This is a genomic window from Acinetobacter sp. YH12027, from assembly GCF_013420085.1.
Lineage (GTDB): Bacteria > Pseudomonadota > Gammaproteobacteria > Pseudomonadales > Moraxellaceae > Acinetobacter > Acinetobacter amyesii.
The window spans coordinates 57,199-80,955 of record NZ_VOYW01000013.1 but is presented as its reverse complement, the minus strand read 5'-3'; the positions used below and the strand labels follow the sequence as shown (position 1 = coordinate 80,955).

The following is a 23,757-nucleotide window of genomic DNA, read 5'->3' as shown; positions in this document are numbered from 1 at the left end:
GCTTAAATTTTTTGTGCAACGGAAACGGTGAAAATACCAAACTCATCAATAACTTGATCGATTTTTTTGAAACCAGCTTGCTCAACTAATGCATCCATTTCTGCTTGTGAGCGTAAACGCATCACCCATGCATCTCCATGGCGATGTGAGGTCAGAGCACGGGCAATAAACTCTTGTTGCGGATGCCAAATTTGACCTGTGTAGATGAGATACCCATCTTTCTCAATGGCCTGACATAAGCCGGATAAGGACTGTCTGAGTAAATCATTATCACTAAATAATTCGTATAAACCTGAGACCACGGCTAGAGTGGGTTTAGGTTCAACACTGGCTAATGAAGTGGCATCAAAGGCATCCGCTTCTACAAAATTGGCAATCTGGCTTAAACCTCTTTGCTCAATCATTGCTTGACCCGCTTGTACATTGATCGAGCTATAGTCTCTAAGCAGGATGGATTCAGGCTGCTCAGGCAGTTTTTGTACAGCATCTAAAATATATCGGCCATGGCCTGCAGCAATATCCATAATCCGTACCGCGTGTTGGTCATCATGTAACTTAGAAGCATATTTCGTTAATAGCGCTTCAATATTTTGTTTTCTAAGGCGAATGCCACGCCAACCAATCGCATTTAAATATTGTCGATCGATGATTTTACCGAGAGCATTTTGGCTTTCTGATTGATCTCTGTAGACAAAATCTAAGGTGCTGCCAGAGTCGTATCCTGTATCTTCACCAATTTTTAAACCTTTAGAAAAGAGACTACCAATTTTAAGATTTTGTTTGGTTAAGCTCCAAAATGCATGTTTTAAAGAGTGTTTTGGAAGCGTTGAACTTAAGGTTTCTGCAACAGCACAGCTCGGGCCAATTTTATCGGCATCTAAAAGTTTAGGTGCGGAATAGGGTTGTTTAAAACATTGTTGAATAAAGCGATGGATTTTATCTGTGGCGATTTTGCGATGTTTTTCACCCAAAGTATCATGATAAAAACCGTCTAAGACGTGAAATTCCTTCATTGGATGAGGGAGTTTTTGATAAAACGCCAATTGTGGTTTTTGATGCACCACGAAGTCAGATCCTGAACATAAAATCTGTGTAGGAACAAAAATATTTTGTGCATCTTTAACGATTCGATCTGACGCTGCATATAGACCCAGCAGCATCCGGACTGATATGGCCCGAGCGATCTGCGGGTCTGTGTCATAACTTTGCGCACGTGCAGTATCGTGCGTCAGCATTTTGGCTTTGACATAACTATTAATAAAAAAGTTGCCAGCGAATTTGTTGAGGAGTGTTAAGCCGGGTTTTGCAAAAGGCACATAGAGTTTGATGTCAAATGCAGGCGAGGCAAGGCATAAAGCACGAATTTTAGGGGCATAATCATGCACCCATGTCGCGGCTAAAACAGCGCCAACGCTTTGAGCTACAATTGCTATATTTTCTGATCGAATTTGGTAATTTTGTTCTATATGCTGAACAAAATATTGAATGTCTTGAACGCATGCAGAAAAGCTCGGTGCATCTCCTCGTTCACCAGGAGTATTACCGTGACCTCGCGCATCCCAAGCGAAAAAATCAAAATCAGGCAAATTCAATTCATTGACCAAATGCGCCATTCGTCCCGAATGTTCATGGCCACGATGAAATAAGATCACCGCTTTTTTCTTACGGTTGCTTTTTAAACTGCTATTTTCCCAATGTTGATAAAACAAGGATGTTCCATCATGGCTCGTAAAGGTATGCTGAGTATTGTTATACATTGTGTTGTTCTCAAAATAATGAATCGACTGACGATCTAAACTGAAATTTATTGTGGGTTGATAATGCTATTTTTAATGCGGTTATAAATCGTAATAAATAATAAAAAGATGGTAATAATCAAAATACTATTGCAGATAAGAGACAATGTATTTAAGCCAACATTCAATATAGAAGAGGTCACGATGATGACGCAGATGATGCTAAATACAAAAGCGCGGTCACTTTTTCCCATTGGACCATCGTAACGACGTTCTTGCCCCACTAATGGCGCCATCACACCGGTATATTCGGCAAGTATGGCGAGAAAACAGGTTAAAATAAGTAATTCAGCTTGAATAAAAGCAAAACAAATTAAACTAAAATAGAGTGCTGAGTCGGAAATCACATCACATAATTCATTATAAAAAGCACCGAGTTTGGATTGTTGGTTGAACTCACGTGCCAGCATGCCATCTATGGCATTGAAGCCCATTCGAATAAGCATCCACACGGGGAAAATCAACAGTAAAATGCCAATACCGTTGTGAGAAAAATAGATATAAATAAAAAATGCCACAGCTAGCGAAATGAACATTGCCAGTAGTGTTACTTGATTTGCTGTAATACCAAGATGATGAAGTGATTTAACCAAAGGTCGAAGCAGGTTTTGAAATGCAGGCTTAAGCTGGTAGATCGAAGGCATATTATTGTTATAGCGGTATGATTTGCATGAATTTTATACGATTGATGCTTAACTTAACAAGAATTTGAATGTTAAAGATTGTCACAAGGCTGACGATTCGCCTGTATAACGCATTAAATTTTCTTGTGTGGTGCTTGCGACTAATTTTCCATCTTGCCACATTTGCCCATGACTAAGCCCACGTGATTGCGAGGTTCGAGTGGTATTCATGTCATAGAAAATCCAATCATCCACCCGAAAGGTATGATGAAAATACATCGAATGATCAAGGCTGGTTGCGATGAGTTCAGGAGACAGATAATTTAAACCATGTGTTTTGAGCGCCGCAGAATATAAATTATAGTCTGAATAGTATGCTGCAATGGCCTGATGTATATGAAGTTGGTCAAATTGGGCATCTAAGGCATCATGGAGTTTTAAATATTCTGCATATTGATTTTGATTTAAGACAGAAGCTTGACCGGACGGTGGCAAATCTGTCAGCACGTATTCAATTGGTTTAGATATAAGCTGAAAAGGCTGTAAAAATGTGGATAGATATTCAGGTGAAATAGATGATTGGATTTGCGCTTTATAGAATTGCTCCTCTTTGAGGCTACTTGGTGGAAATTGTTGGATCAAATCTGGTTCAGGTATTTGATACTCCATACCCATTTCGTTTTTCATATAGGACAACATCACCATATATATTGGTTTGCCATGCTGTATGGCGGTCACTTGTCGTGTAGAAAAACTATGGCTATCACGTAAATTTTCGACTTTAAATAATACGGGATGATTTGCATGACCCGCAGAAGTAAAGTTGGCATGTAAAGAGTGGAGTGGGAGTGTACAGGTATAGGATGCACTGACTATGCTCTGAGCAAGTAATTGTCCACCAAAAATATGGTCACCAAACAGTGGTTTACTTTGTGCTAAAAAGTAGCCCTGCTCTTTGGGCACTACAGATAATAATTGGATGAGGTCTTGAATCAGTGTTGTCATCTTTTTTTGAAATTTTTGCTTTGTTTAAATGTATTCAACTCGAACTTATTGCACAAGCCATGTTCATGAAAAATATAAAAGTCTTCGCCAGTCTTTCTAGAATAGGCTTATAATCGAGTTTTCCTAGTTGTCCGAATGGAATGACGAAAAAGCAATGACACCTGCATGTAAACTCTTAAAATCTAATAAAATCGACTTTACCATTCATGAATATGATCATGACCCAGAAGCAAAAAGTTTTGGTTTAGAAGCTGCGGAAAAACTAGGCTTAACGGTCGATGAAGTATTTAAAACCTTGATGGTTACGGACGATAAAAATTACTTTGTTGCCGTATTGCCAGTTGAATATCAGCTAAATTTGAAAAAAGTAGCCACAGCATTTGGCTGTAAAAAACTCAAAATGGCTGACCCAAAAGATGCAGAGCGTTTAACCGGTTATTTGGTTGGTGGTATTAGTCCAGTTGGACAGAAAAAACGCTTAAAAACTGTGATCGATGCTTCTGCACAGAACTTAGCTAAAATCTATGTGAGTGGTGGTAAGCGTGGTTTGGATATTGGTTTAAAACCCGAAGATTTAGCAAAAGTTTTGGGTGCAAACTTTGCTGATGTGATAGATGTTTAAGTGCGGTTTTTGACTACTTAAATTTAAGTGAATTTAGAGGGAATACCTTCCACTTCAAAATCTATAAAATTACAAAAGCCGCATTAAGCGGCTTTTTGCTTGATGACGCATCAAGTGTCACGGATTTATTGGACATGGTGCAGCTTTTTATATTCGATATACAGGGTACTAAATTTAGGATTGTAGGCTAAATTTGATTATTAGTAGGTATATATATGGTGCTTCTTGAATTGATATGAGAAATACCGAGCGCGCAGAAATTGATGCCAAATTTGATGTGAAATGAGGGTTGGCAGCTTTGCATATATATATTGATAATGTTGTAAACCAACCATGGGCTGGTTTTTTTTGCATTACATTTGGGATTTGTAATTATCTAAGATAGATTTTCTACCATCAGGAATTGTTTCTATTTCATAGAGCGACTCATATATTTCTTTGTCTTCTGAAAATTTTTTTGAGTCCACAAGCTGCTTTAATTTAGATTTATATTCTGTTTTACCTGCATGGAATAAGCTCGCATAGTAAGCCCATTCTGTTTGATCGTAATAGGGATCATTTTTGGGCATATTATCTAACTGTTTTTTATATAAATTAGCATTGTATAAATAACAGTCTTCAATATCCTTTTTTGGTTTGTTTAAAACTTCAATGAGTAAACATTGAAAATTTTTCATATTGGTTGTTTCTTTTTTTTCTAAAATTGTATTTGTAATAGCAAAGGCTTCTTCATAATTGCCAAGACGCATATTGATGTTTAGTAAAAGGTTATTTCGTTCATTCTCTGAGTTAATTTTAGAAATTTTAGGTAGAATTTTTTTGAGCTTTTGATTGGTTATTTGAGGGTCTAACTCACTTTGAGATTGAATTAGTATCTGATTATATTCATTGATGATTTCTTTACTTTCTGGAGAAAGCTCAGCATCAACTTTAGTTGCTGAACTTTGTGCAAGGGGGGGCTGTTTCACTTGAATTACCACAAGCTGAAAGTGGAAGGATTGATAGTAATAATGGAAATATTATTTGTTTCATTAGTTTACACGCTTAGCTGCTGAATTTAGTTTAAAAGTATATTTCTTATATGGAGGAATAGGGGTTACGTATCCCACACTATCTGCTGGTTTCACTGTGTATCCTAATGTTAATTCAACCTCAACGAGTTGTAAGTTTGGCTCTGGTAAAGTGATATCGCAACTTCCAAGCGGTGCTTTCTTTTCATCTGTATCCCAAATTCCTTTTCCAACTGTTAATTTAGTTAGTAACACACTAAGCAGACAAGTTCCTTCTGCTAATACAGTCATGACTCCTGCCATTGGAAGTAGTTGTAAGCTCACTTGGAAACAGGTGGGCTTTTTTGTTATTTCCGTTTTAGCTTTGAATAACGAAAATCCATGAAGTTGCAGAAGCAAAATTTAGTAAAACTTCATGTTTAGAGGCTCATTCCTTAATAGTGCTTAATTATATTTAAATGTAAAAATACCTATAAAAAATAGGTATTTAAAATCCGACTAGAACAGTTGTATTTTAATTTAAAAGCTGTAATTTGAAAGAGCGATCTAATAAAGAGACAACAAAATGCCTTATTCAAATATTAAAGCGATTATTGAGCAAATCTATAATTTTGTATTAGAAAAACATGGTTTAGCGTCTAAAAGTCGATTTATGCAGTTATCGATTTTCTTTAAAGAATTACATGAAGGGGATGAGTCAAAATTTACCGCAGATAGGTCTTTTTATTACAAAGGAATATTTAACAACAGAGAAAAAAGTGTATTTGCGAATGCTGCGCCAGACTTTTTTGATAAGCACAAGTTTTTGGATTGGGTTGTTAAATCAATTGATTGATTTCAACCCAATCGTTTGAGTACATATTCATCATTCATGCTGTATAGCCAGTCTGAATAGAAGATATGGATCAGAAATCAGTAGGTGTTTGTTATGAAATACATGCTTATAGTCAATAAAGATGCATGATCAGTATGATGCCAGTAAAGTCTTCAATGATTAAAATTTAACTGCACATTTCGTTCTTTGATTTAAATAAAAGCTTGGTTCAAAGCAGAATATAAAAACCCATGTAAAAGACATGGGTTTTTAGTTTAAGTTGCACAATGTGATAATTTGGCTAAAAAATAAGCAATTCGATTCATTTGTTCTATGCTAAATGAGAAAATTATCATTTAGTTCCATTTCAGAAAATTGTATAAATAAAAACAGAAAAGTTCATATCAAAAAAATTAATTTTTAAATACATAGAGATAAGACCAAATTTGCAATCCTGTAGCAAATCTTCACAAAAATGCAATTATTAATAATAATGATTATCATTAACATAGTTTCACGCTGGCCAGCGTACTAAGCATGACTTGCACAGTTAAAGAAACATAATTACATGACAAAGCTTGGAAAAGCTTAAAAATAGAGGATATGGTCAGATGAAAGAGCTTGCTAATCGCTTGGCGATGCAGCATCTTGTCAATGCATACTCACAAGAAACCGGTAAAGGTATTTTGCTGGAAAAGTATCAACAGAATTCATCACAATTGACGTTTAGCCAAGGCTTGACGTTGTTATGCATCCCTTTAGATTGCATTCAATCACAGTTATTTGTACCACTATCTTATGTCAGCCTTGTTGGTAGACATCGTCTTGCAGATCTCCCATACGTTTTTAATAAAGGACAGAAACTGTCATTTAGTATCACCGCGATCGCGAGTTTATTGCTTGAACAGCTCGTACAAGAGTCAGGTTATACACTGGATGCTTCATCATTATTAGAGCGTTGGATCGAAAGTCGTGAAGCGCTTACACAATTTTTGACACTACGTGAACATGATTTAGAGGCCTTGGTCCAAGCGGAACAAAGTTTCATTGAATCAGAACAGGCCTTAATTTTAGGGCACAGCATGCATCCTGCACCGAAAAGTCGGGTTGGTTTTGTGCATGAAGATTGGGAAAGGTATTCGCCAGAAGCCAAAGGTCTAAGCCAACTGCATTATTGGTTGGTAGCTCCAGAATATATTCAAGAAGGTTCAGCTTTAGATCAATCTATATCAGCGCAATTGAAAAGCGAATTGCAATGGCATTTATCAGAAACAGATCAAGCACTACTGAATGCTTATTCGCATTATAAGTTATTGCCTTTGCATCCTTGGCAAGCACGTTATTTACAGTCAAAAGCATGGTTTAAAAGTTTAAAAACCAAATTAAAAATTATCGATTTTGGCGAGAAAGGTTGGGTATTTTCCCCAACAACTTCGGTACGTACACTAGCAAGTTTTGCAGCACCGTGGATGTTGAAACCATCGCTATCGGTAATGATCACCAATTCAATCCGAGTCAATCTTGCCAAAGAATGTCACCGTGGCGAAATGACCCATCGACTTTGGCATTCAAGCCTCGGTGAACATATTTTACAACAATCCCCAACGCTCAAAGCGGTGAATGATCCTGCTTGGATGGCATTGAGCATAGATGATGAAATCGTCGATGAAACTATTTGCATCTTCCGTGATCAGCCTTTTAGTGAAAAGCAGCAGGTGAGTTGTATTGCATCATTATGCCAAGATCATCCTGCACAGCCGAAAAGCCGTTTTAATGCCTTATTTGAACAAATCGCAAAACAACAACCTGAACTTGATCAAAGCGCCATTGCGATCAATTGGTTTAAACAATTTTTGGCAATTAGTCTGAAACCACTGATGTATATGTACCATCAATACGGAATGGCCTTTGAATCACATCAGCAAAATGTCTTACTTGAGCTGGAACATGCAATGCCTAAATATCTATGGCTGCGTGACAATCAAGGCTTTTACTATATTGAAGAACTTGCAGGTGAAATCTTAAGCACGTTTCCAGAGTTGCAAGAAAAAGCGCATGCCGTGGGTTCAAAAGCCTTTGTCGATGAGCGCTTTAGCTATTATTTCTTTGGCAATACTTTATTTGGAATCATCAATGCAATTGGTGCAACTGGATATGTCACAGAGCAAGTGTTGATATCGATATTGCAAAATGAACTGTTGGACTTACATCAGGTTTATCCAGAGAGTTCATTGATTCATTCATTACTGTATCAGCCGACCTTGCCGTATAAGGGTAATCTGTTGACGCGCTTGTATGAGCTGGATGAATTGATTGCCCCAGTCGATCAGCAATCGGTTTATGTACCGTTGCCAAATCCTTTATGTGTGGAACAGAAGGATGTGCAATATGCTTGATTTTATTGGGATAGGCTTAGGGCCATTTAACCTTAGTTTGGCGAGTTTGCTACATAAGCAAAATCATTTGCAGTATCAATTTTTTGAAAAGAAACCACAGTTTGACTGGCATGCGGGTATGCAATTGCCCAATACCGTGCTGCAAGTGCCGTTTATGGCCGATCTGGTTTCCATGGTCGATCCAACCAGTCCTTTTAGTTTTTTAAACTATTTAAAGACACAGCAACGATTATACAAATTCTATTTTTTAGAACAAGCACAGATTCCTAGACGTGAATATAACCATTATTGTCAGTGGGTTGCAGACCAACTAGACCATATTCTATATCAATCAACCGTAAAAGCCATTTATGCCCAAGAGCAAGGCTTTGAAGTCATGGTTGAGCAAGATGGACGTTTTAGACGTTATCAATGCCGAAATCTGGTCATTGGTTCGGGCAATGTTCCGCATTTACCACAGTGTCTAAAAGACATACAACAGCAATATCCGGAGCGCTGCTTACATTCTGCAAATTATTGCAATGCAGCGTTAAATCACTTGAAAGGTAATGTGGTTGTACTGGGATCAGGCCAGTCTTCGGCCGAAGTCTTTATGGATCTTTTTGATCGTCAATATTTGCAGGATCAGACTACAACAGCGCAGTTTAAATTGCATTGGATGACCCGTTCTAATGGGTTTTTCCCGATGGAATATGCACCGCTGGGTTTAGAGCATTTTAGTCCAGATTATACCGCGCATTTTTATCAACTAAGCCCTGAAAATAAAGCTGAACAACTGAAACAACAAGGCCTGTTATATAAGGGCATCAGTGCAAAAACCATCCGTGATATTTATCAAAAACTATATCACCGGAGTATTGGTCAAAATATTCAACAGACGCATTTACATGCTCAGGTGGGTTTGGTTGCTGCCGAGCCGCATGGCGCGGGCATCCGTTTGCAGTTTCAGCATAAAGTCACGGCAGAACAATTCTATCTGGATGCCGACTTTGTTGTGGCTTCAACGGGATATCACAGTCCAGAGTGGCAATATCTCAAATATCTAAAACCACTGATTCAATGTGATGAATTCGGCCGCTGGAAAATCAGTCAGGACTACCGCGTACAGCATGACGCTGTCGGTGAAATTTTTGTTCAAAATCAGGAAATGCACAGCCACGGTGTAGGAACTCCAGATTTAGGGTTGGGTGCTCACCGTGCAGCAGTCATTGCCAATCAATTATTGGGTTTTAACTTATACGATTTGAGTGATCAAGCTCAAAGTTTCCAACATTTTTCACCCAGTGAAAATGCTGAAATGCACAGTATGGGCATTGTGAAGAAATCAGCGCCAACCAATATCCAAAGACCTTTATCCGTTAAAAAAACCATTGCCAACTATGCAATGAACCGCAATACGACCATGCCGAATAAGCAAGAACAGAATACGGTTAAACTCGAGAAATTATAATGACATTTGCAAAATTACAGATAAATCAAACACAGTGGCGCCGTGCAGGGCAAAGACTGATTGAAATGGCGATTGCTGAATTTTTATATGAAGAAATTATTCAGATTCAGCCAGTGGAAAATAACACTTGGCAACTTAAACTAGATGACAAAACGTATCAATTTGAAGCGACGCAGTTTCTGCTTGGACATTGGCGTATTGTTCAAGGGAGCGTTCGAGAGTTAAGTGATTTGACAGCACAGCCCGCATGGAATCTGCATGAATTTATTCGTGCATTTTCAAATCAAGCTGAGGTGAAGCCATTTACCAAAGCCTATTTGATTAAAGAAATGAACAATACATGGTTAGCAGAAGCACATGTTTTTGATGAACAAAGATTGCTAAGTCAGGCTGTGCTGTCAGCGCCACACTATCAAATTGAAGGCATGTTACGTGGACACCCATGGCTCATTATGAGTAAGGGGCGTATGGGCTTTGGCTATGATGATTATTTAAGCTCAGCACCAGAGATTTCTCCAACAGTCAAAGTCTTGTGGTTAGCTGTTCATCGTAATTTAGCTGAGTTTCGTTCGACCGAGGCTTGGGATGCGAAAAGCTTATATCGCCATGAATTGAATTCTGCCCAATTACACGATTTTCAACAGCAATTGGCGGACAAAGCCGTAGATGCTGCTGAGTATTATTTTATTCCTGTACATGCATGGCAATGGCATCAGTGGTTAATCCCGACCTATGCCAATGAAATCGTCGATAAGCGCATTGTCGAATTGGAGATTGGACAAGATGATTATGTGCCAATGCAATCAATTCGTACCTTATGCAATACCAGTCATCCTGACCGTCATTATGTGAAGTTACCTGTCAGTATCTTTAATACGGCGGTATATCGAGGGTTGCCTTCAAAACGAAATTTGGCTGCACCTGCGGTGACCGCTTGGCTGAAGGACATTCAACATCATGATGCAGACCTGCAAAAAACACAGGTGGCATTTTTGGGCGAAATTGCGAGTCTCACTTTACAACAGCCGTGTTTTGATCAGATAGACGGTGCGCCTTACCAATTTAAAGAATTGTTTGGTTGCTTATGGCGTGAAAGTGTAGAGCCTTACATCGGTGAACATCAGTTAGCGCTTTCCCAAGCAGCATTGTTGCATCGAGATCTAAATGGTCAGTCTATTTTATCCGTGTTGATTCAGGCTTCAGGTTTGACGCCTTTGCAATGGTTGAAGCGTTTTGCCGAAGTTTGTGTAACACCGTTACTGATTTGCTTATACAAATATGGTTTGGCTTTTTCTCCACACGGTGAAAACACCATGTTGATCCATGAAAATGGTTTACCGAAAAAAATGGTGCTGAAGGACTTTATTGATGATGTCAATTTAGTTGATGAAGATTTTCCAGAACTCGAAAATTTACCACCTGAAGGGCAAATTTTACTGCGTCATTCTGCTGAAGAACTTAGTCACTTTATCTTTACAGGTTTGTTCATGGTGCATTACCGCTATATCTGTAATGTCTTCCTTGAAGATTATCCAGAGCATACAGAACTTGAGTTTTGGCAAACCATCTCCACCGTGATTGACGAATTTCATCAGGCACATCCTGAATTGGCAGATCGTATTGAAAAATTCAGTATGTTCCGTCCAAGGTTCGAGAAAATTTGTCTGAACCGAGTTCGACTGTTTACCACCAGTTATAACGACGAAGCAGAACGCCCAGTACCTGTATTTTTAGATCCAATTGCAAACCCTGTGAGTCCAAGCACGTTAAATCAGTGGGCAGAACAACAGCATACTGCTAAGCAGAAAATGACAACCAACCGTATTGCTTCATAAGCAGATTTTTGAGCTAAGAACAGAAAAGATTAAACAAATTTAAAGGACGACATCATGACAACGTTATCACGACAACTACCTGATTTTTATGAGTACCATGAGAATGAGACGCAATACTATTTACGACAAATGCAATATCCAGAAGATATGGCTTTGGTTCATAAATGGATGCATGAACCTCATGTTATTCCACAGTGGCAGCTCAATAAGTCAGAAACTGAACTAAAAGTGTATTACGAAAAAATGCTGGCAGATGATCATCACCGAATTTTGATTGTGGGGGTAAATGGTGAAGATGTGGGCTACACAGAGATCTACGAAGGAAAACGGGATCGATTAGGTTTGTACTACGACGGTGATGAGCTTGATCTAGGTTGGCATTTGTTATTTGGTGAAAAGTCCGTTTTTGGTAAAGGCTATTTACGTCCCGTCATGCGTTTATTGAGTTTTTATATCTTTGAAAATGCTGCATCAGCCAAGATTGTGGGAGAGCCTGATCATAGTGTGAAGCCTTATGCCGTCGTAGTTGAAGACATGTGCTATGAAGCGCAGCGCCTAATCCCAATGCCTGAAAAGACCGCCATGTTGTATTACTGCTTTAGAGAAACATTTTATTCAAAATTTGGTCATTACTTAAACGACTCCAAGGCATTTCAGCATCAGCAACTAGCTAAGGCGGTGTCATGAGTTATCGCTGCACCCACATGCACATACTGGACATGCGCTTTTCAGCGCATGTTTCAGTGGAAGAGTTTGAACAATGGTTGACTCAAGTTGAGCGCTTTTTTCTGAAAAGTCAGCCCTTTGTTTTGGTTATGCAAACGGCTGAGGGAACGACTTTTCCTGAAGAATATCGGCAAATACAGGCCGTTTGGTACAAGAAGTTTAAACATCTCTTTTTTCAATATTGTTTGGGTCTGGTGCGTATTGCGCAAGATCCAGATGACTTCAAACGTTTAAATACACCCGCGCTGCATGCAGCGTGGCGTGTGCCTTATTACGTTTCATTAGAACAGTCTGATGCGCTGCAATGGGCAGTGCAGAGGTGGATATGCAACAACACTCAAGAAAATTAAATCATGCAATTTCACCATCTCAAATTTCAGTCCTGAGTTTGAGCGTCGTGATTATTTTGTACTTAGCACATGCATTGCCTTTGTATTTTTACAATGTGGCTTTGCCTGCCATTTTACGACATCAAGGGGTAGATTTACGCTGGATCGGCATGTTATCGCTGCTTTATATTCCATGGGCATTCAAGTTTTTTTGGGCGCCTTGGATCGATCAGCTCTATGTCAAAAAACTCGGTAAACGTAAAACATGGCTGTTGTTTACGCAAATCGCATTGGTACTGGGGGTACTGGTTTTAGCCTTTACGCAGTTTTCTTATGGGCTGACTTTATTTGTCATTGTTGGTTTATGGATTTCAACGTTTGCGGCAACGCAAGATATTGCGATTGATGGTTATACCGTAGAGAAATTTACCGAAGGCAATTACCGTCTGGGCAGTATGGCACAGAGTATTGGGGTGGCCGTCGGTAGCATGCTTGGTGGCGCTGCAACTTTATGGATTTACCAATATTGGGGTTGGCAGTCAGCGCTCACAACTTTAGCGCTGCTGACATTTTTAACCATGTTTGCTGTGTTTTTTATTCAAGAAGAACCACAAACTCAAATTGCCAAAGCCAAACCAAGCCTACGACAAGCGTTTAAACGACCTGCGATTCGTTGGGCCTTGCTGCTCATCGTTTGTTATCGCGTGGTGGAAGCACCCGCTATGGCAATGCTGAATCCCATGTTGATCGATCAAAAATGGTCACTGTCTCAGATCGGGGTGTTGATGTCTGTGGTCGGTGCCGGTGTCGGTCTGATTGCAGCTGTTAGTGCAGCTGTATTGCTGAAAAAAATCAAAGCGACGCAATTGTTGGTCTGGGCAGGATGGTTACGTACATTGCTATATGCCGTCATTGGGGCAGCCGTTGTATTGGAGTGGTTGAATCAATGGCATCTGCTTTTAGGTCTATTTGTCGTGTTGATGCTAGCCATTCGTTATATCGCCATGACATCACTCTATGCCTATTTCATGCAGACCAGTTCTAAAGAACAGGCGGGTACCGATTTCACCATATTAGTGTGCTTTGAATTGCTCGTTTACTTCATTGGCGGTGCATTTTCAGGCTTTCTCGCAAAATCATTAGGCTATGGACATTTTTACTTGGTATTGGCAATTGGCTCAGTAATCAGCGTCTTAATTAGTCAGCGCATTGTTTTAAAAACACAAAATTTTAAAACTCAAACACTTCCGACTCAATCGGAACTCTAAGAAATGGAAAAGAATATGAAACGTTTAGCTCTACCGATGCAACTGACGTGTCTCAGCCTTGCAATTTGCACTCAGCTTTATGCACAAGACGTCACAACGGACACAGCACAAAATACTGCAGTTGAAACACAAACTGCAGTAGCTACTAAAATGGCACCGATTGTTGTGACGGCAACTCGTTCTGCGAAAAGCATTGCCGATATTGCGGGTACGGTGTACAGCATTCCTAAAGAAGAAATTGAAAAACAAGCCAATGCAGGTAAAAGCACAGCTGATATTGTTGGTTTATTGGTGCCATCACTGACTCCATCGAGTGGTACAACGTCTAACTATGGGATGACCATGCGTGGACGTGTGGTGCAATACATGATCGATGGTGTGCCGCAAACGGGATATCGTGATGGATCTCGACAACTGGCGAGTATTAGCCCGTCGATGATTGAACGAATTGAAGTGGTCTCTGGCGCAAGTAGTATTTATGGTTCAGGTGCGACAGGCGGTATTATCAATATCATCACCAAACGAGGTGGATCTGAACCGCTGAGTTTTGAAACGAAAGTCGGTGTTACTTCTGGTAATAACTTTAAGTCTGATGCTCTGGCTTATGAAGCTGCACAAACCATGAACTTTAATCAAGGCAATTTACGCGGAACTTTAGGTGCAAGCTATACCAAACGTGGTGAAATACAAGATAGTCATGGCAACCGTATTGGACCTGAAATTGCACAAACAGACCGTCAAGATACCGACACTTTAGATCTAAATGGTCGTGTCAGTTGGAAAATTGCCGATGGTCAAACGCTGAGTTTTGGCGCGCAATATTATAATGATGAGCAAGATAGTGACTATGGCCCTGACTATGGTCCAAATTTAAATGCGCTGCGCTCACAGCCCGTGGGTGGCAAGCTGCCGTTGTCATTAAATGCGGTAAAAGGCTTACAACTTGCTGAACAACCACAAACTGAACGTTATAGCGTCAACGCACAATATGAAAATCAAGATATTTTAGGCCACCGTCTAAACGCTGAAACCTATTATCGAAATGAAAAAGCACGGTGGTTCCCATCTGCACGTCAAATGGCACCTGAACTCTTCTTGGTGTATCAGTCAGAAACCGATATCGATGTTTTAGGCGCGCGTGTTGCTCTACAAAAAGATCTTAACTTAAATGGTCGTGAACTGGGTTTAACCTATGGTGTGGACTATGAAAATGAAAAAGATCAACAAAATATCCAAATGTATGACAGCGCAACGTTTATTCAAAGTAATGGTTTGAGTTATCAGCCGTTTAACTACTATGCCTTTGGCCCAGATGTTGAAACAGAAAAACTTGGCGTATTTGCCCAAGCGCAATATGAATTAACCGACCGACTTGGCTTACAAGCAGGCATTCGCCATGAACGTGTAGAAAGCGATGTCGATTCATCTGTGCCTTATATGGAAGCAATTACTGCAGATTTAACCCCAGGTTATGTGGCGAAAACACTGAATGGCGGCAAAGTAAAACATGATGCAACGCTGTTTAATGTTGGCGCGGTGTATCACTTAAGAGATGCACAGCAAGTGTTTGCTAATTTCTCACAAGGTTCAAACTTGCCCGATGTGCAACGTATGCTGCGCGATGTGCCGGCACATTCTGTGATTAATAGCCAAACCATTGACCCGATTAAAGTCAATAACTATGAACTCGGTTGGCGTGTACAAAATGCCGGTGGTTTAAATGCAGGAGTCACGGCTTTTTATAATGACTCAGATAAAAGCCTGAAATTTGGTGCGCCGAATTACACCATTGATGTTATTGATACCGATGAACGTATCTATGGTGTCGAAGCCAATGCCAGTTATGAAGTTCAACCAAATTGGACGGTTGGGGGCACAGTTGCATATACCACGGGCCAATTTAAAAATACCCAAGGTGACTGGCAAGAATTGGATGCCATTCGTGTAGCACCTTTAAAAGGTACAGCATTTTCAGAGTGGCAATTTGATAATGACATGAGCCTACGTGTTCAAGCTTTAGCGATTGGCGGTACAGACAAAGCCCAAAAAGACGCTGTGAAATATGGATCTGCTCCAGCAGCGTCAATTAAAGGCTTTGCAACGATGGACGTGATTGCCAATGCAAAAGTAGGACCGGGTAATGTGGGCTTTGGTGTCTACAACGTGTGGAATACGGATTATAAGTCGGTATACAGTCAGTCGGTTGAAACTGTCTATGGCCCAATTTCTAGCCTAGCGGCTCAAGGTCGCACCTACGGTTTAAGTTATACGGTGAAATACTGATTTAAAGCCTGAATCAGGTTTAAAGCACGGTATCGTGACTTACAAAATAGAGGTGGCTTAAGTCACCTCTATTGTTTATAACGTAGCCATTAAAAATGGATAACAAAAATAATGGATCGAAATAATAAACTGTTTATTGCTGCCAGTCTTGCCAATGGTGCAAGTTTCTCGATGATATTGCCGCTGTTGGCGCCATTGGTTCGTGAGTTAAAATTTTCTGAACTACAAGGCGGTGCGATGGTTTCCGTCGGTGCGCTGCTGATGGCTGTTGGTGCCATTTACATTTCAAAAAATCAATCCAAGTTTTCGATTTATCAGTTGTTGAGTATCGGTTTTGTGGGCATGGCAGTGACATGGGGGCTATTTACAGCCCTGTTGATGTATGGCCTTACTGTTCAGATAGGGATGTTGCTGCTATTTAGTTTATTGATGTTGTCACGCGCAGCGACTGGGGTATTTATGGCGATGCCACAGATTGCCTTGCAAACTTATGTGATGACCCGTTTTAGCAATGAGCAGCAGCGTTCACAAGCAATGTCAAAATTCGGTGCATTAAATAGTGCAGGCGTGATCATTGGTCCATTTCTAACCACCTTGCTGCTGGGCTTTGGTGGAATCATGACGCCGCTTTGGGCAGCAATCATTATTTTAGCGTTGATTTCTGTGGTCTTGGTGTTCAGCTTTGACCGACATACCGAACAGCATAGCGTTGAAAAGCTAGTGACAGAAAAGCATGAGGCAGCATCTACGGATTTGAGCATTCAGCAATGCTATCCATGGTTAATGTTGGGATTTAGTCTCTATCTTGCCATCGTGACCGTAAATTTAACGGCCGGGTTTTATATTCAAGACCGCTTTAATATGACTGCTGCAGAAGGCGCAGTGCATTTTGCAGAATGTTCTCTTGTCGTCGGTATTGCTTTGGTGATTATGCAAACGCTGATTTCTAAGTATTTAAATTGGTCCGTATATCGCTTACTGTGGGTTGGGCTGTTTAGCATGGCAGTAGCCTTGCTGATTTCGGTTTTCACCAATGAATTACTGATATTTCAAGCCACGTACCTGTTATATGGTATATCGGTAGCATGTTTAATCCCTGCATTTACAACGGGTGCAGCGCAAACGGCGCCCAGTGCGTTACAGACTAAGGTGGCAAGTTGGTGTACAGCCACTCAGGCTTTGAGTTTTGTTGTCGGGCCACTGATTAGTACGGGTTTATACCAGTGGCACAAAGAATTTCCGTATTATTTTTTATTTTTAGTGATGCTCGGTCTGATCGTATTCTTTTTATTTCAAACCAAAACTCAAACCGTGAAGCGAGTGACTGAGTGAAATATGCATCGAGTTGTATAAATACTTCAATAGGTCGGTGTGAAGATAGGACTATCCTACCAATAGATGGTTTTGATTACATGATGTTACTTGATCGGTGATTGATCTTACAAAATAGATTTTAAAAGCAAGATTTTTGATTAAAAAATAACCACAATTGTTTCATTAATTCTCAAAGTACTGAATCAATAGTTTTCTCCGTTATTCTTTTTACATAAAAAAATAACGGAGGTTAAATGCTTAAATTTAATAATGATTTGGTTCTGGGCGCCATTTTTGATATGGATGGAACAATGTTTGATACTGAACGTTTACGGTTTCAAACATTGAAACAGGCATCTCTTGAATTGACCGGTGTTGAGTTTTCCGAATCGTATCTGATGAATTGTTTGGGGTTAAGTGCACAAAGCGCGCATCGATTGGCCCAAGCCGAATATGATGAAAACATTCCATACGCAGATATTCGCAAACGCGCAGATGAATTAGAGTTGGAGCATGTTCGTCAGTTTGGTGTACCGATCAAAAAAGGCTTGGTTCAAGTATTAGAACGCTTACGCAAGTCAGGACTGAGGATGGCCGTGGCAACATCGAGTCGCCGTGCAATCGCAGAAGAATATCTCATCAATGCCAATGTGTATAAGTTCTTTGATGTCTTAGTCTGTGGCGATGAAGTTGAAAATGGTAAGCCACATCCTGAAATATTTATGCGTGCTGCCGCAAAGCTGAATTTAAATCCTGCTGATTGTTTGATGTTTGAAGACTCGGAAAATGGTGTGACTTCGGCCTTTGACGCTGGCGGTATTACCGTACTGTTTAAAGATATTAAATCGCCCAATCAAAACATGCTGTCCAAAGCCAAATATTATTATGAATGTATGTATGACTGTTTGACGGAACTTGACCCGTTCACTGCGCATTTAGAGATGCCGCATGTGCAAGAGGCTTTTCCACAAACCCTTAATCAGCTCACTGTCGGTATTCATGGTTTTGGAGCGATTGGTGGTGGCTATTTAGCTCAAATTTTGTCGCATTGGGATGGTTATACTCGCCCGAAAAAAATCTATGCTTCGACACGTAACCCTTTATATCGTTCTGCGGTCAATGCATTTGGTACCTACTGTATTCGCTATGGTCAATTGTCTTATGACGAACGCATTGAAAACATGGCAGTCATTGATGCTGAAAATATTCAGCAGATGCAAGAGATGTACACAGAGTCAAGTTTGGTTGCCATCTGTTTGCCTGAAAAAGCGATTGCAGAAGAGGCCAAAACCATTGCACAAGGCCTGTATGCACGACATATTGCACATGATGAGAAAGCCATCGAACCTCTAACGATGCTGATCATTTTGAACAAAGTCGGAGCAAAACAATTATTAATGTCACATTTAAAACAGGCTTTAACTGAGCTTGCTGGAGCGGTTGTTGCAGAGAAAATCATGCAACAACACTATTTTTGCGATACCGTGGTCAACCGCATGGTATCTAAGTTAAGTGACCAAAACTTATATCGTCAGCTCCGTATAAAATATAATATCTTCAAACAATTTCAATTAGATGAAGTTGAAGTGAATGCTCAATTAGACTTAGAAGATGCGACGAAATTAAATCCTGATCAGGAACGTCAAGCCACTTTATATGTTGAGGATATGCGCCGAAATTTCCACCCAAGTCATATATTGCAAAGCATGGATTTAATTTTATTTAACTCAGAATCTGACATGCCGATCTATGTAGAAAATAACAGTCCTTTGTTAGAAAAAATGCGTCAAATGATTTTGGTCGATCATATTGAAGATATTCAATTAATTAAAAATCGCTTATGGAATGGCGTACATGCCATGTTGGCTTGGCAATCAGCACTGTTCAATCATCAAACCATAGGTGTGGCACTTGCAGATCATCGGGTTGATCAATTTATGCATGAACTTATTGACGAGGTGCAGGCTGGTTTAGCACGACGCTTACCAAATCGTGCTTTTGATCTAACACGACTGGCAGAAAGCTTTATAAACTCTTGTGAACATGCGTATAAAGATCCATGTGCGCGTGTGGCACGAGATCCTTTACGTAAACTTGCAATTAATGAACGAGTGTTGGGCTCGTTGGCGACCAATGTGAAATATGGACTGGAGACAACGCACCTACAGCAAGGTATTGTCTATGGTTTGATGTATGCCGTGAGTGTTAATCAATGTTCGATGGATCAGGCTATCAACTTTATCCAGTTGCAATTTTCAGAACTGAAAAAGACAAACGAGCTTGAACAACTGGAACGTATTGAACAGATTGAGGCCAATGTAATGATACAGTTGCAGCATTTTTCTGATCAGTCCACAGAGCAGTTTACATCTTGGAAAAACCATGCTGTAACGCAAGATCAGAAAGATACTGCGAAATTTGCCTAAAATATAATGCTTATCTGTGCGCAATATATATTGAATCAAAAATGCTGAGTATGACTCGGCATTTTTTTTCTTAAATAGAGGTCTTAGATGAATGAATTTCAGTTCTAACTGAATATTACTAAATCAAAATTGGGTAAAGTCTGTTTTGATTCATGCTTTAATAAAGCAGATTGAATTTAAAGTGATTTATCTGTGTTTCTAAAACCTTCAACGCAAGTCGTACCGACGCTCAATCAGGATTATCCCGATTGGCATCAAGGTCGTCAGCACTATGCTTTGTGGTATCTAGAAATACAGGATCCTAAATTATTGGAATATCTCACAGCACTTCGAGCGCAGTTTTCAGATCTTTTATACACGCCGAATACGCGCCAATTTCATATCACCGTGTTTATTTGTGGTTTTTTTCAAGAGCTGAATAAAACCCAATTAATCGATCATTCTGAACAACGATGGAATGATAATTTCTCAGCAGATGAATTGGCACTGCACCAACAACAACTTCGACAGTTATCGCTATCTAATATTTGGTTACGTACAGGTCAGATCAATAGCTTTCAAAGCGCGTTGTTTATTGAAATTGTGGATGTAGAGCGTAAGTTAGAGCATCTACGTCAAGCTTTGAATTTAACTTCGAATGAAATTGCACCAATAGACTATTGTCCGCATATCACATTGGGCTTGTATAAACAGGCATGGTATAGCGATGATATTTTTGAAAGAATCCAACGAATTGAACAGCACAGCTTTGATTTTGAAAGTGAGCAGCTGACTTTTGGTCATTATCAGGCTCAAGTACTACAAGGGGCGTTGAGTCCTTATTATCAACATCAGTTTAGACAAAATATAGAGATGACACAGTCATGATTCATTTTATTTTGGGTGGGGCACGTTCAGGGAAGAGCCGACTTGCAGAACAAAAAGCCAAAGAAAGTGCTCAAGCCGTCATCTATGTGGCTACAGCACAAGCCAATGATGAGGAAATGCAGGAGCGAATTCAGCATCATCAAGCCGACCGCCCAGAGCATTGGAGGCTGATTGAAGAGCCTTTGTATTTAGCCGATCGCTTAGTTGAAATAGACCAAGCTCATCAAACCATTCTTATCGATTGTTTAACGCTGTGGATGAGTAATGTATTGCTGCATGAACAAGCAGACTTTCAACAGCAACAATGCCAAAAATTACTTACGGTGCTGCCAACATTAAAGTCAGACATTATTTTAGTCAGTAACGAAACTGGACTAGGCGTTGTTCCCATGGGACAAATCAGTCGAAAATTCGTCGATGAATCTGGGCGCTTACATCAACAAATTGGTCAAATTGCTGACCATGTGGTGTTTTGTGTTGCAGGTTTTCCAATGATCTTAAAAGGAGATAAAGCATGAACTGGTGGCAAGAACCCTGTCAAAATCCGAGTATCGAAGCAAAGCAACAGGCGGCAAATCACCAGTTACAGCTAACCAAACCTACGGGTTCACTTTCAGAGCTTGAAAATGTTGCGGTGCAACTTGCATCATTACAAAACACAGATCAGCCCAATATCGATTTTCCGTGGATTACCATCTTTGCTGGTGATCATGGTGTGATGGAAGAAAATATTTCAGCCTACCCACAAGCCGTCACACGCCAAATGCTACAAAACTTCACGACAGGTGGAGCATGTATTAGTGTCATTGCACGTGAGTATCAAGCCAAACTACAAGTGATTGACTGTGGCTCTGTAGGTGAAGCCTATGAATATGCAGGGGTTGAGCGCTACTGTATTGCAGCGGGTACAGCAAATTTTGCTAAAACTGTTGCGATGAGCGAATCACAATGTATTGAAGCGATGAATCTCGGCCGTAAAAGTGTTGAAAATGCTATCGCTGCAGGTGCGTCTATTTATGTCGCAGGGGAAATGGGCATTGGCAATACCTGCTCGGCCTCTGCTGTTGCATGTTTTTTATTTAATGAGCCGGCCGAAAAATTGACAGGTGTTGGTACAGGTATTCGTGCTGAACAATTGGCACATAAGAAACAAGTGATTGATCAGGCCTTGGCTTTACATCACGACTATGTCGGCCAAGATGTCTTTAAAGCCCTATGTGCTGTAGGTGGTTTGGAAATTGCCGCAATGGTTGGAGCATACATTCGCTGTGCGCAATTGGGGCTAGCAATGGTCGTGGATGGATTTATTAGTACGGTTTCTGCCTTGGTCGCTGTTCGTTTAAATCCTGCTGTACGTGAATGGATGCTTTTTGGTCATCAATCGGCTGAATATGGGCACCAACGTTTACTTCAAGCCCTTGAAGCTGAACCACTCTTAAAGTTGAATTTACGTTTAGGTGAAGGCAGCGGTGCCGGTGCGGCATTAGGTTTAATTCGTTTGGCATGTCGTTTACATAACAACATGGCAACTTTCGCGCAAGCTGCTGTGATTGGTGAAAAAGTTTAAATGGAACATTTCCGTTTAGATATATTGCGTCATGGTGAGACTGAACTGAGCCATACCTTACGTGGCTCTACAGATGATACTTTGACGCAAAAAGGTTGGCAGCAGATGCAGCAGACCATAGATGATGTATTGAACGTCATACATACACACGGTTTAGCGAACTGGGATGTCATCATCACTTCTGACTTACAGCGCTGCCGTTTATTTGCTTTAGATTTGTCTCAACAACTCAAATGTCCAATGTTTGAAAATGCGAAGTTTCAAGAAATGCATTTTGGCGACTGGGAAGCGGTATCAACCAAGCATATCTATGAAAACACCCCAGAGTTACTCGCACAGTTTTGGCAAAGTCCCAGCACATTTACGCCACCGAATGCAGAAAGTCTTCAGCAATTTCAACAACGGATCTTAAGCGGTCTAGATGAGCTAGTCTTGCAGGCTCAACAGCATCATTGGCAACGCGTTTTATTGGTTTCCCATGGTGGCGTGATTAAATTATTAAAATGTATGGCACAGCAAAGTCACTTAGATGATTTATTAAAAATGACGGCTGAATTGGGACAATTAAATTCATTTCTTGTTCAAAATCGCGCAAATATCCGTCTTTTGGAGCAAAGTGAATGACACCTTTTTGGATTGCTCTACAGTTTCTCACGACTTTTCCGATTCAACTTAAAGCGATGCCATCGAAACAGCAAAATGGACAGTCTTTACTGTTTTATCCAGTGGTGGGATTGCTGATCGGTGGCATTCTTGCCTTGCTTGCTTTTACATTGCATAGTCTGCCGATTATCTTACTCAGCAGTATTTTGCTGGTAGTTTGGATTTGGCTCACAGGTGGATTACATCTAGATGGTTTAGCTGATACGGCAGATGCGTGGGTCGGTGGCTTTGGTGATGCCGAGCGTACACTTAAAATCATGAAAGACCCTGCATGTGGGCCGATTGGTGTGTTGAGCCTCGTCGTGATTTGCTTACTCAAATGGTCGGCGCTTTATGTTTTGCTACAACAGCAAATGTATTTGGCATTAATTGTATTTCCAGTATTAGGTCGTTTAGCCCCTTTATTTTTGTTTTTAACAACTCAGTATGTTCGTGAAAAAGGCTTGGGCTCATCGATAGCAGCAACTATTCCACGAAAGTCGGCATACCTGGTCTTTATACTCTGCCTAAGTGCATGTTTGTATTTTAGCTGGACTGGAGTGGTGAGTATATTCGCGTTTATTTGTACTTTACTGTATTTGCGATGGAAATTTATTCAGCGTATAGGTGGCGTAACGGGAGATACAATTGGTGCAGCGATTGAAATTACAGAAGTGTCGAGTCTCTTAGCGTTTGTCATAGCACTACATTATGTAATTGCTTAGTTTTTACAGTGAAATGACTTAACTCCTGATTTAAAAAAAGCCCAGCTATTGCACTGGGC

At 40.2% G+C, this 23,757-nt stretch carries 20 protein-coding genes and 1 pseudogene; 16 read left to right on the top strand and 5 right to left on the bottom strand.

All coding sequences use genetic code 11. From position 1 onward, the window contains the following. Window positions 1–2: 2 nt before the first annotated feature. From FTT94_RS06380 to FTT94_RS06370, 3 genes are all read right to left on the bottom strand, one after another. The gene (locus tag FTT94_RS06380) at window positions 3–1,757 is read right to left on the bottom strand and encodes a bifunctional alpha/beta hydrolase/class I SAM-dependent methyltransferase (protein ID WP_180170439.1); all 1,755 of its coding nucleotides are present in this window, start codon (window positions 1,755–1,757) and stop codon (window positions 3–5) included. Between the two features lie 47 nt (window positions 1,758–1,804). Then, entirely contained in the window at window positions 1,805–2,440 is a 636-nt protein-coding gene (locus FTT94_RS06375) for a CDP-alcohol phosphatidyltransferase family protein (protein WP_168378667.1), read from the bottom strand. Window positions 2,441–2,521: 81 nt separating this feature from the next. After that, the gene (locus FTT94_RS06370; protein ID WP_180007865.1) at window positions 2,522–3,424 is read right to left on the bottom strand and encodes an acyl-CoA thioesterase II; all 903 of its coding nucleotides are present in this window, start codon (window positions 3,422–3,424) and stop codon (window positions 2,522–2,524) included. Between the two features lie 154 nt (window positions 3,425–3,578). On the opposite strand from FTT94_RS06370, the gene ybaK reads away from it, so the two are divergent. Then, window positions 3,579–4,046 (top strand): Cys-tRNA(Pro) deacylase, encoded by a 468-nt coding sequence (ybaK, locus tag FTT94_RS06365; protein WP_180170445.1) that lies wholly within the window; start codon window positions 3,579–3,581, stop codon window positions 4,044–4,046. 353 nt (window positions 4,047–4,399) lie between these two features. Here the strand turns inward: ybaK and FTT94_RS06360 are convergent, their stop codons facing one another. Further along, the gene (locus tag FTT94_RS06360) at window positions 4,400–5,014 is read right to left on the bottom strand and encodes a hypothetical protein (protein ID WP_180170438.1); all 615 of its coding nucleotides are present in this window, start codon (window positions 5,012–5,014) and stop codon (window positions 4,400–4,402) included. Between the two features lie 63 nt (window positions 5,015–5,077). Further along, complete coding sequence (locus FTT94_RS06355) at window positions 5,078–5,347, bottom strand: hypothetical protein (RefSeq protein WP_180003768.1); 270 nt, start codon at window positions 5,345–5,347, stop codon at window positions 5,078–5,080. 274 nt (window positions 5,348–5,621) lie between these two features. Here FTT94_RS06355 and FTT94_RS06350 point away from each other — a divergent pair, with 274 nt between their 5' ends. The 15 genes and pseudogenes from FTT94_RS06350 to FTT94_RS06280 all read left to right on the top strand — a co-directional run bounded on the left by FTT94_RS06350 (window position 5,622) and on the right by FTT94_RS06280 (window position 23,698). Next, a complete protein-coding gene (locus FTT94_RS06350; protein ID WP_180040275.1) occupies window positions 5,622–5,891 on the top strand; it encodes a hypothetical protein in 270 nt (89 codons plus the stop codon). Between the two features lie 590 nt (window positions 5,892–6,481). Then, window positions 6,482–8,266 (top strand): IucA/IucC family siderophore biosynthesis protein, encoded by a 1,785-nt coding sequence (locus FTT94_RS06345; protein ID WP_180170437.1) that lies wholly within the window; start codon window positions 6,482–6,484, stop codon window positions 8,264–8,266. Next, a complete protein-coding gene (locus tag FTT94_RS06340; RefSeq protein ID WP_180170436.1) occupies window positions 8,259–9,716 on the top strand; it encodes a lysine N(6)-hydroxylase/L-ornithine N(5)-oxygenase family protein in 1,458 nt (485 codons plus the stop codon). Before FTT94_RS06345 ends, FTT94_RS06340 begins: the two co-directional genes overlap by 8 nt. A 176-nt stretch (window positions 9,717–9,892) precedes the next feature. Continuing rightward, window positions 9,893–11,551: pseudogene (locus tag FTT94_RS06335) on the top strand (IucA/IucC family siderophore biosynthesis protein); the annotation flags it as partial. 54 nt (window positions 11,552–11,605) lie between these two features. Then, on the top strand, window positions 11,606–12,238 hold the full coding sequence (locus FTT94_RS06330; RefSeq protein ID WP_168378659.1) for a GNAT family N-acetyltransferase: 633 nt from the start codon (window positions 11,606–11,608) through the stop codon (window positions 12,236–12,238). Next, on the top strand, window positions 12,235–12,627 hold the full coding sequence (locus tag FTT94_RS06325) for a hypothetical protein (protein ID WP_078190999.1): 393 nt from the start codon (window positions 12,235–12,237) through the stop codon (window positions 12,625–12,627). The genes FTT94_RS06330 and FTT94_RS06325 overlap by 4 nt, the downstream gene beginning before the upstream one ends. Next, entirely contained in the window at window positions 12,603–13,874 is a 1,272-nt protein-coding gene (locus FTT94_RS06320) for an MFS transporter (RefSeq protein ID WP_257221052.1), read from the top strand. The genes FTT94_RS06325 and FTT94_RS06320 overlap by 25 nt, the downstream gene beginning before the upstream one ends. A gap of 15 nt (window positions 13,875–13,889) precedes the next feature. Continuing rightward, complete coding sequence (locus FTT94_RS06315) at window positions 13,890–16,157, top strand: TonB-dependent receptor (RefSeq protein ID WP_180170434.1); 2,268 nt, start codon at window positions 13,890–13,892, stop codon at window positions 16,155–16,157. A gap of 111 nt (window positions 16,158–16,268) precedes the next feature. Next, window positions 16,269–17,489 carry an MFS transporter gene (locus FTT94_RS06310; RefSeq protein ID WP_180170433.1) on the top strand — a complete coding sequence of 407 codons (1,221 nt, stop codon included), beginning with the start codon at window positions 16,269–16,271 and terminating at the stop codon, window positions 17,487–17,489. Between the two features lie 236 nt (window positions 17,490–17,725). Then, window positions 17,726–19,897, top strand: coding sequence for a bifunctional mannitol-1-phosphate dehydrogenase/phosphatase (gene mtlD, locus FTT94_RS06305; protein ID WP_180170432.1), 2,172 nt, complete (start codon window positions 17,726–17,728; stop codon window positions 19,895–19,897). 192 nt (window positions 19,898–20,089) lie between these two features. After that, window positions 20,090–20,764, top strand: coding sequence for a 2'-5' RNA ligase family protein (locus FTT94_RS06300; RefSeq protein WP_180170431.1), 675 nt, complete (start codon window positions 20,090–20,092; stop codon window positions 20,762–20,764). Beyond that, window positions 20,761–21,282, top strand: a complete 522-nt coding sequence (gene cobU, locus FTT94_RS06295; protein ID WP_180170430.1) for a bifunctional adenosylcobinamide kinase/adenosylcobinamide-phosphate guanylyltransferase — start codon at window positions 20,761–20,763, stop codon at window positions 21,280–21,282. Before FTT94_RS06300 ends, cobU begins: the two co-directional genes overlap by 4 nt. Further along, window positions 21,279–22,331 (top strand): nicotinate-nucleotide--dimethylbenzimidazole phosphoribosyltransferase, encoded by a 1,053-nt coding sequence (cobT, locus tag FTT94_RS06290; protein ID WP_180170429.1) that lies wholly within the window; start codon window positions 21,279–21,281, stop codon window positions 22,329–22,331. Before cobU ends, cobT begins: the two co-directional genes overlap by 4 nt. Next, window positions 22,332–22,955: a histidine phosphatase family protein gene (locus tag FTT94_RS06285; protein ID WP_180170428.1), complete on the top strand. Its 624-nt coding sequence runs from the start codon at window positions 22,332–22,334 to the stop codon at window positions 22,953–22,955. Then, the gene (locus tag FTT94_RS06280) at window positions 22,952–23,698 is read left to right on the top strand and encodes an adenosylcobinamide-GDP ribazoletransferase (protein WP_180170427.1); all 747 of its coding nucleotides are present in this window, start codon (window positions 22,952–22,954) and stop codon (window positions 23,696–23,698) included. Before FTT94_RS06285 ends, FTT94_RS06280 begins: the two co-directional genes overlap by 4 nt. Window positions 23,699–23,757 lie beyond the last annotated feature (59 nt).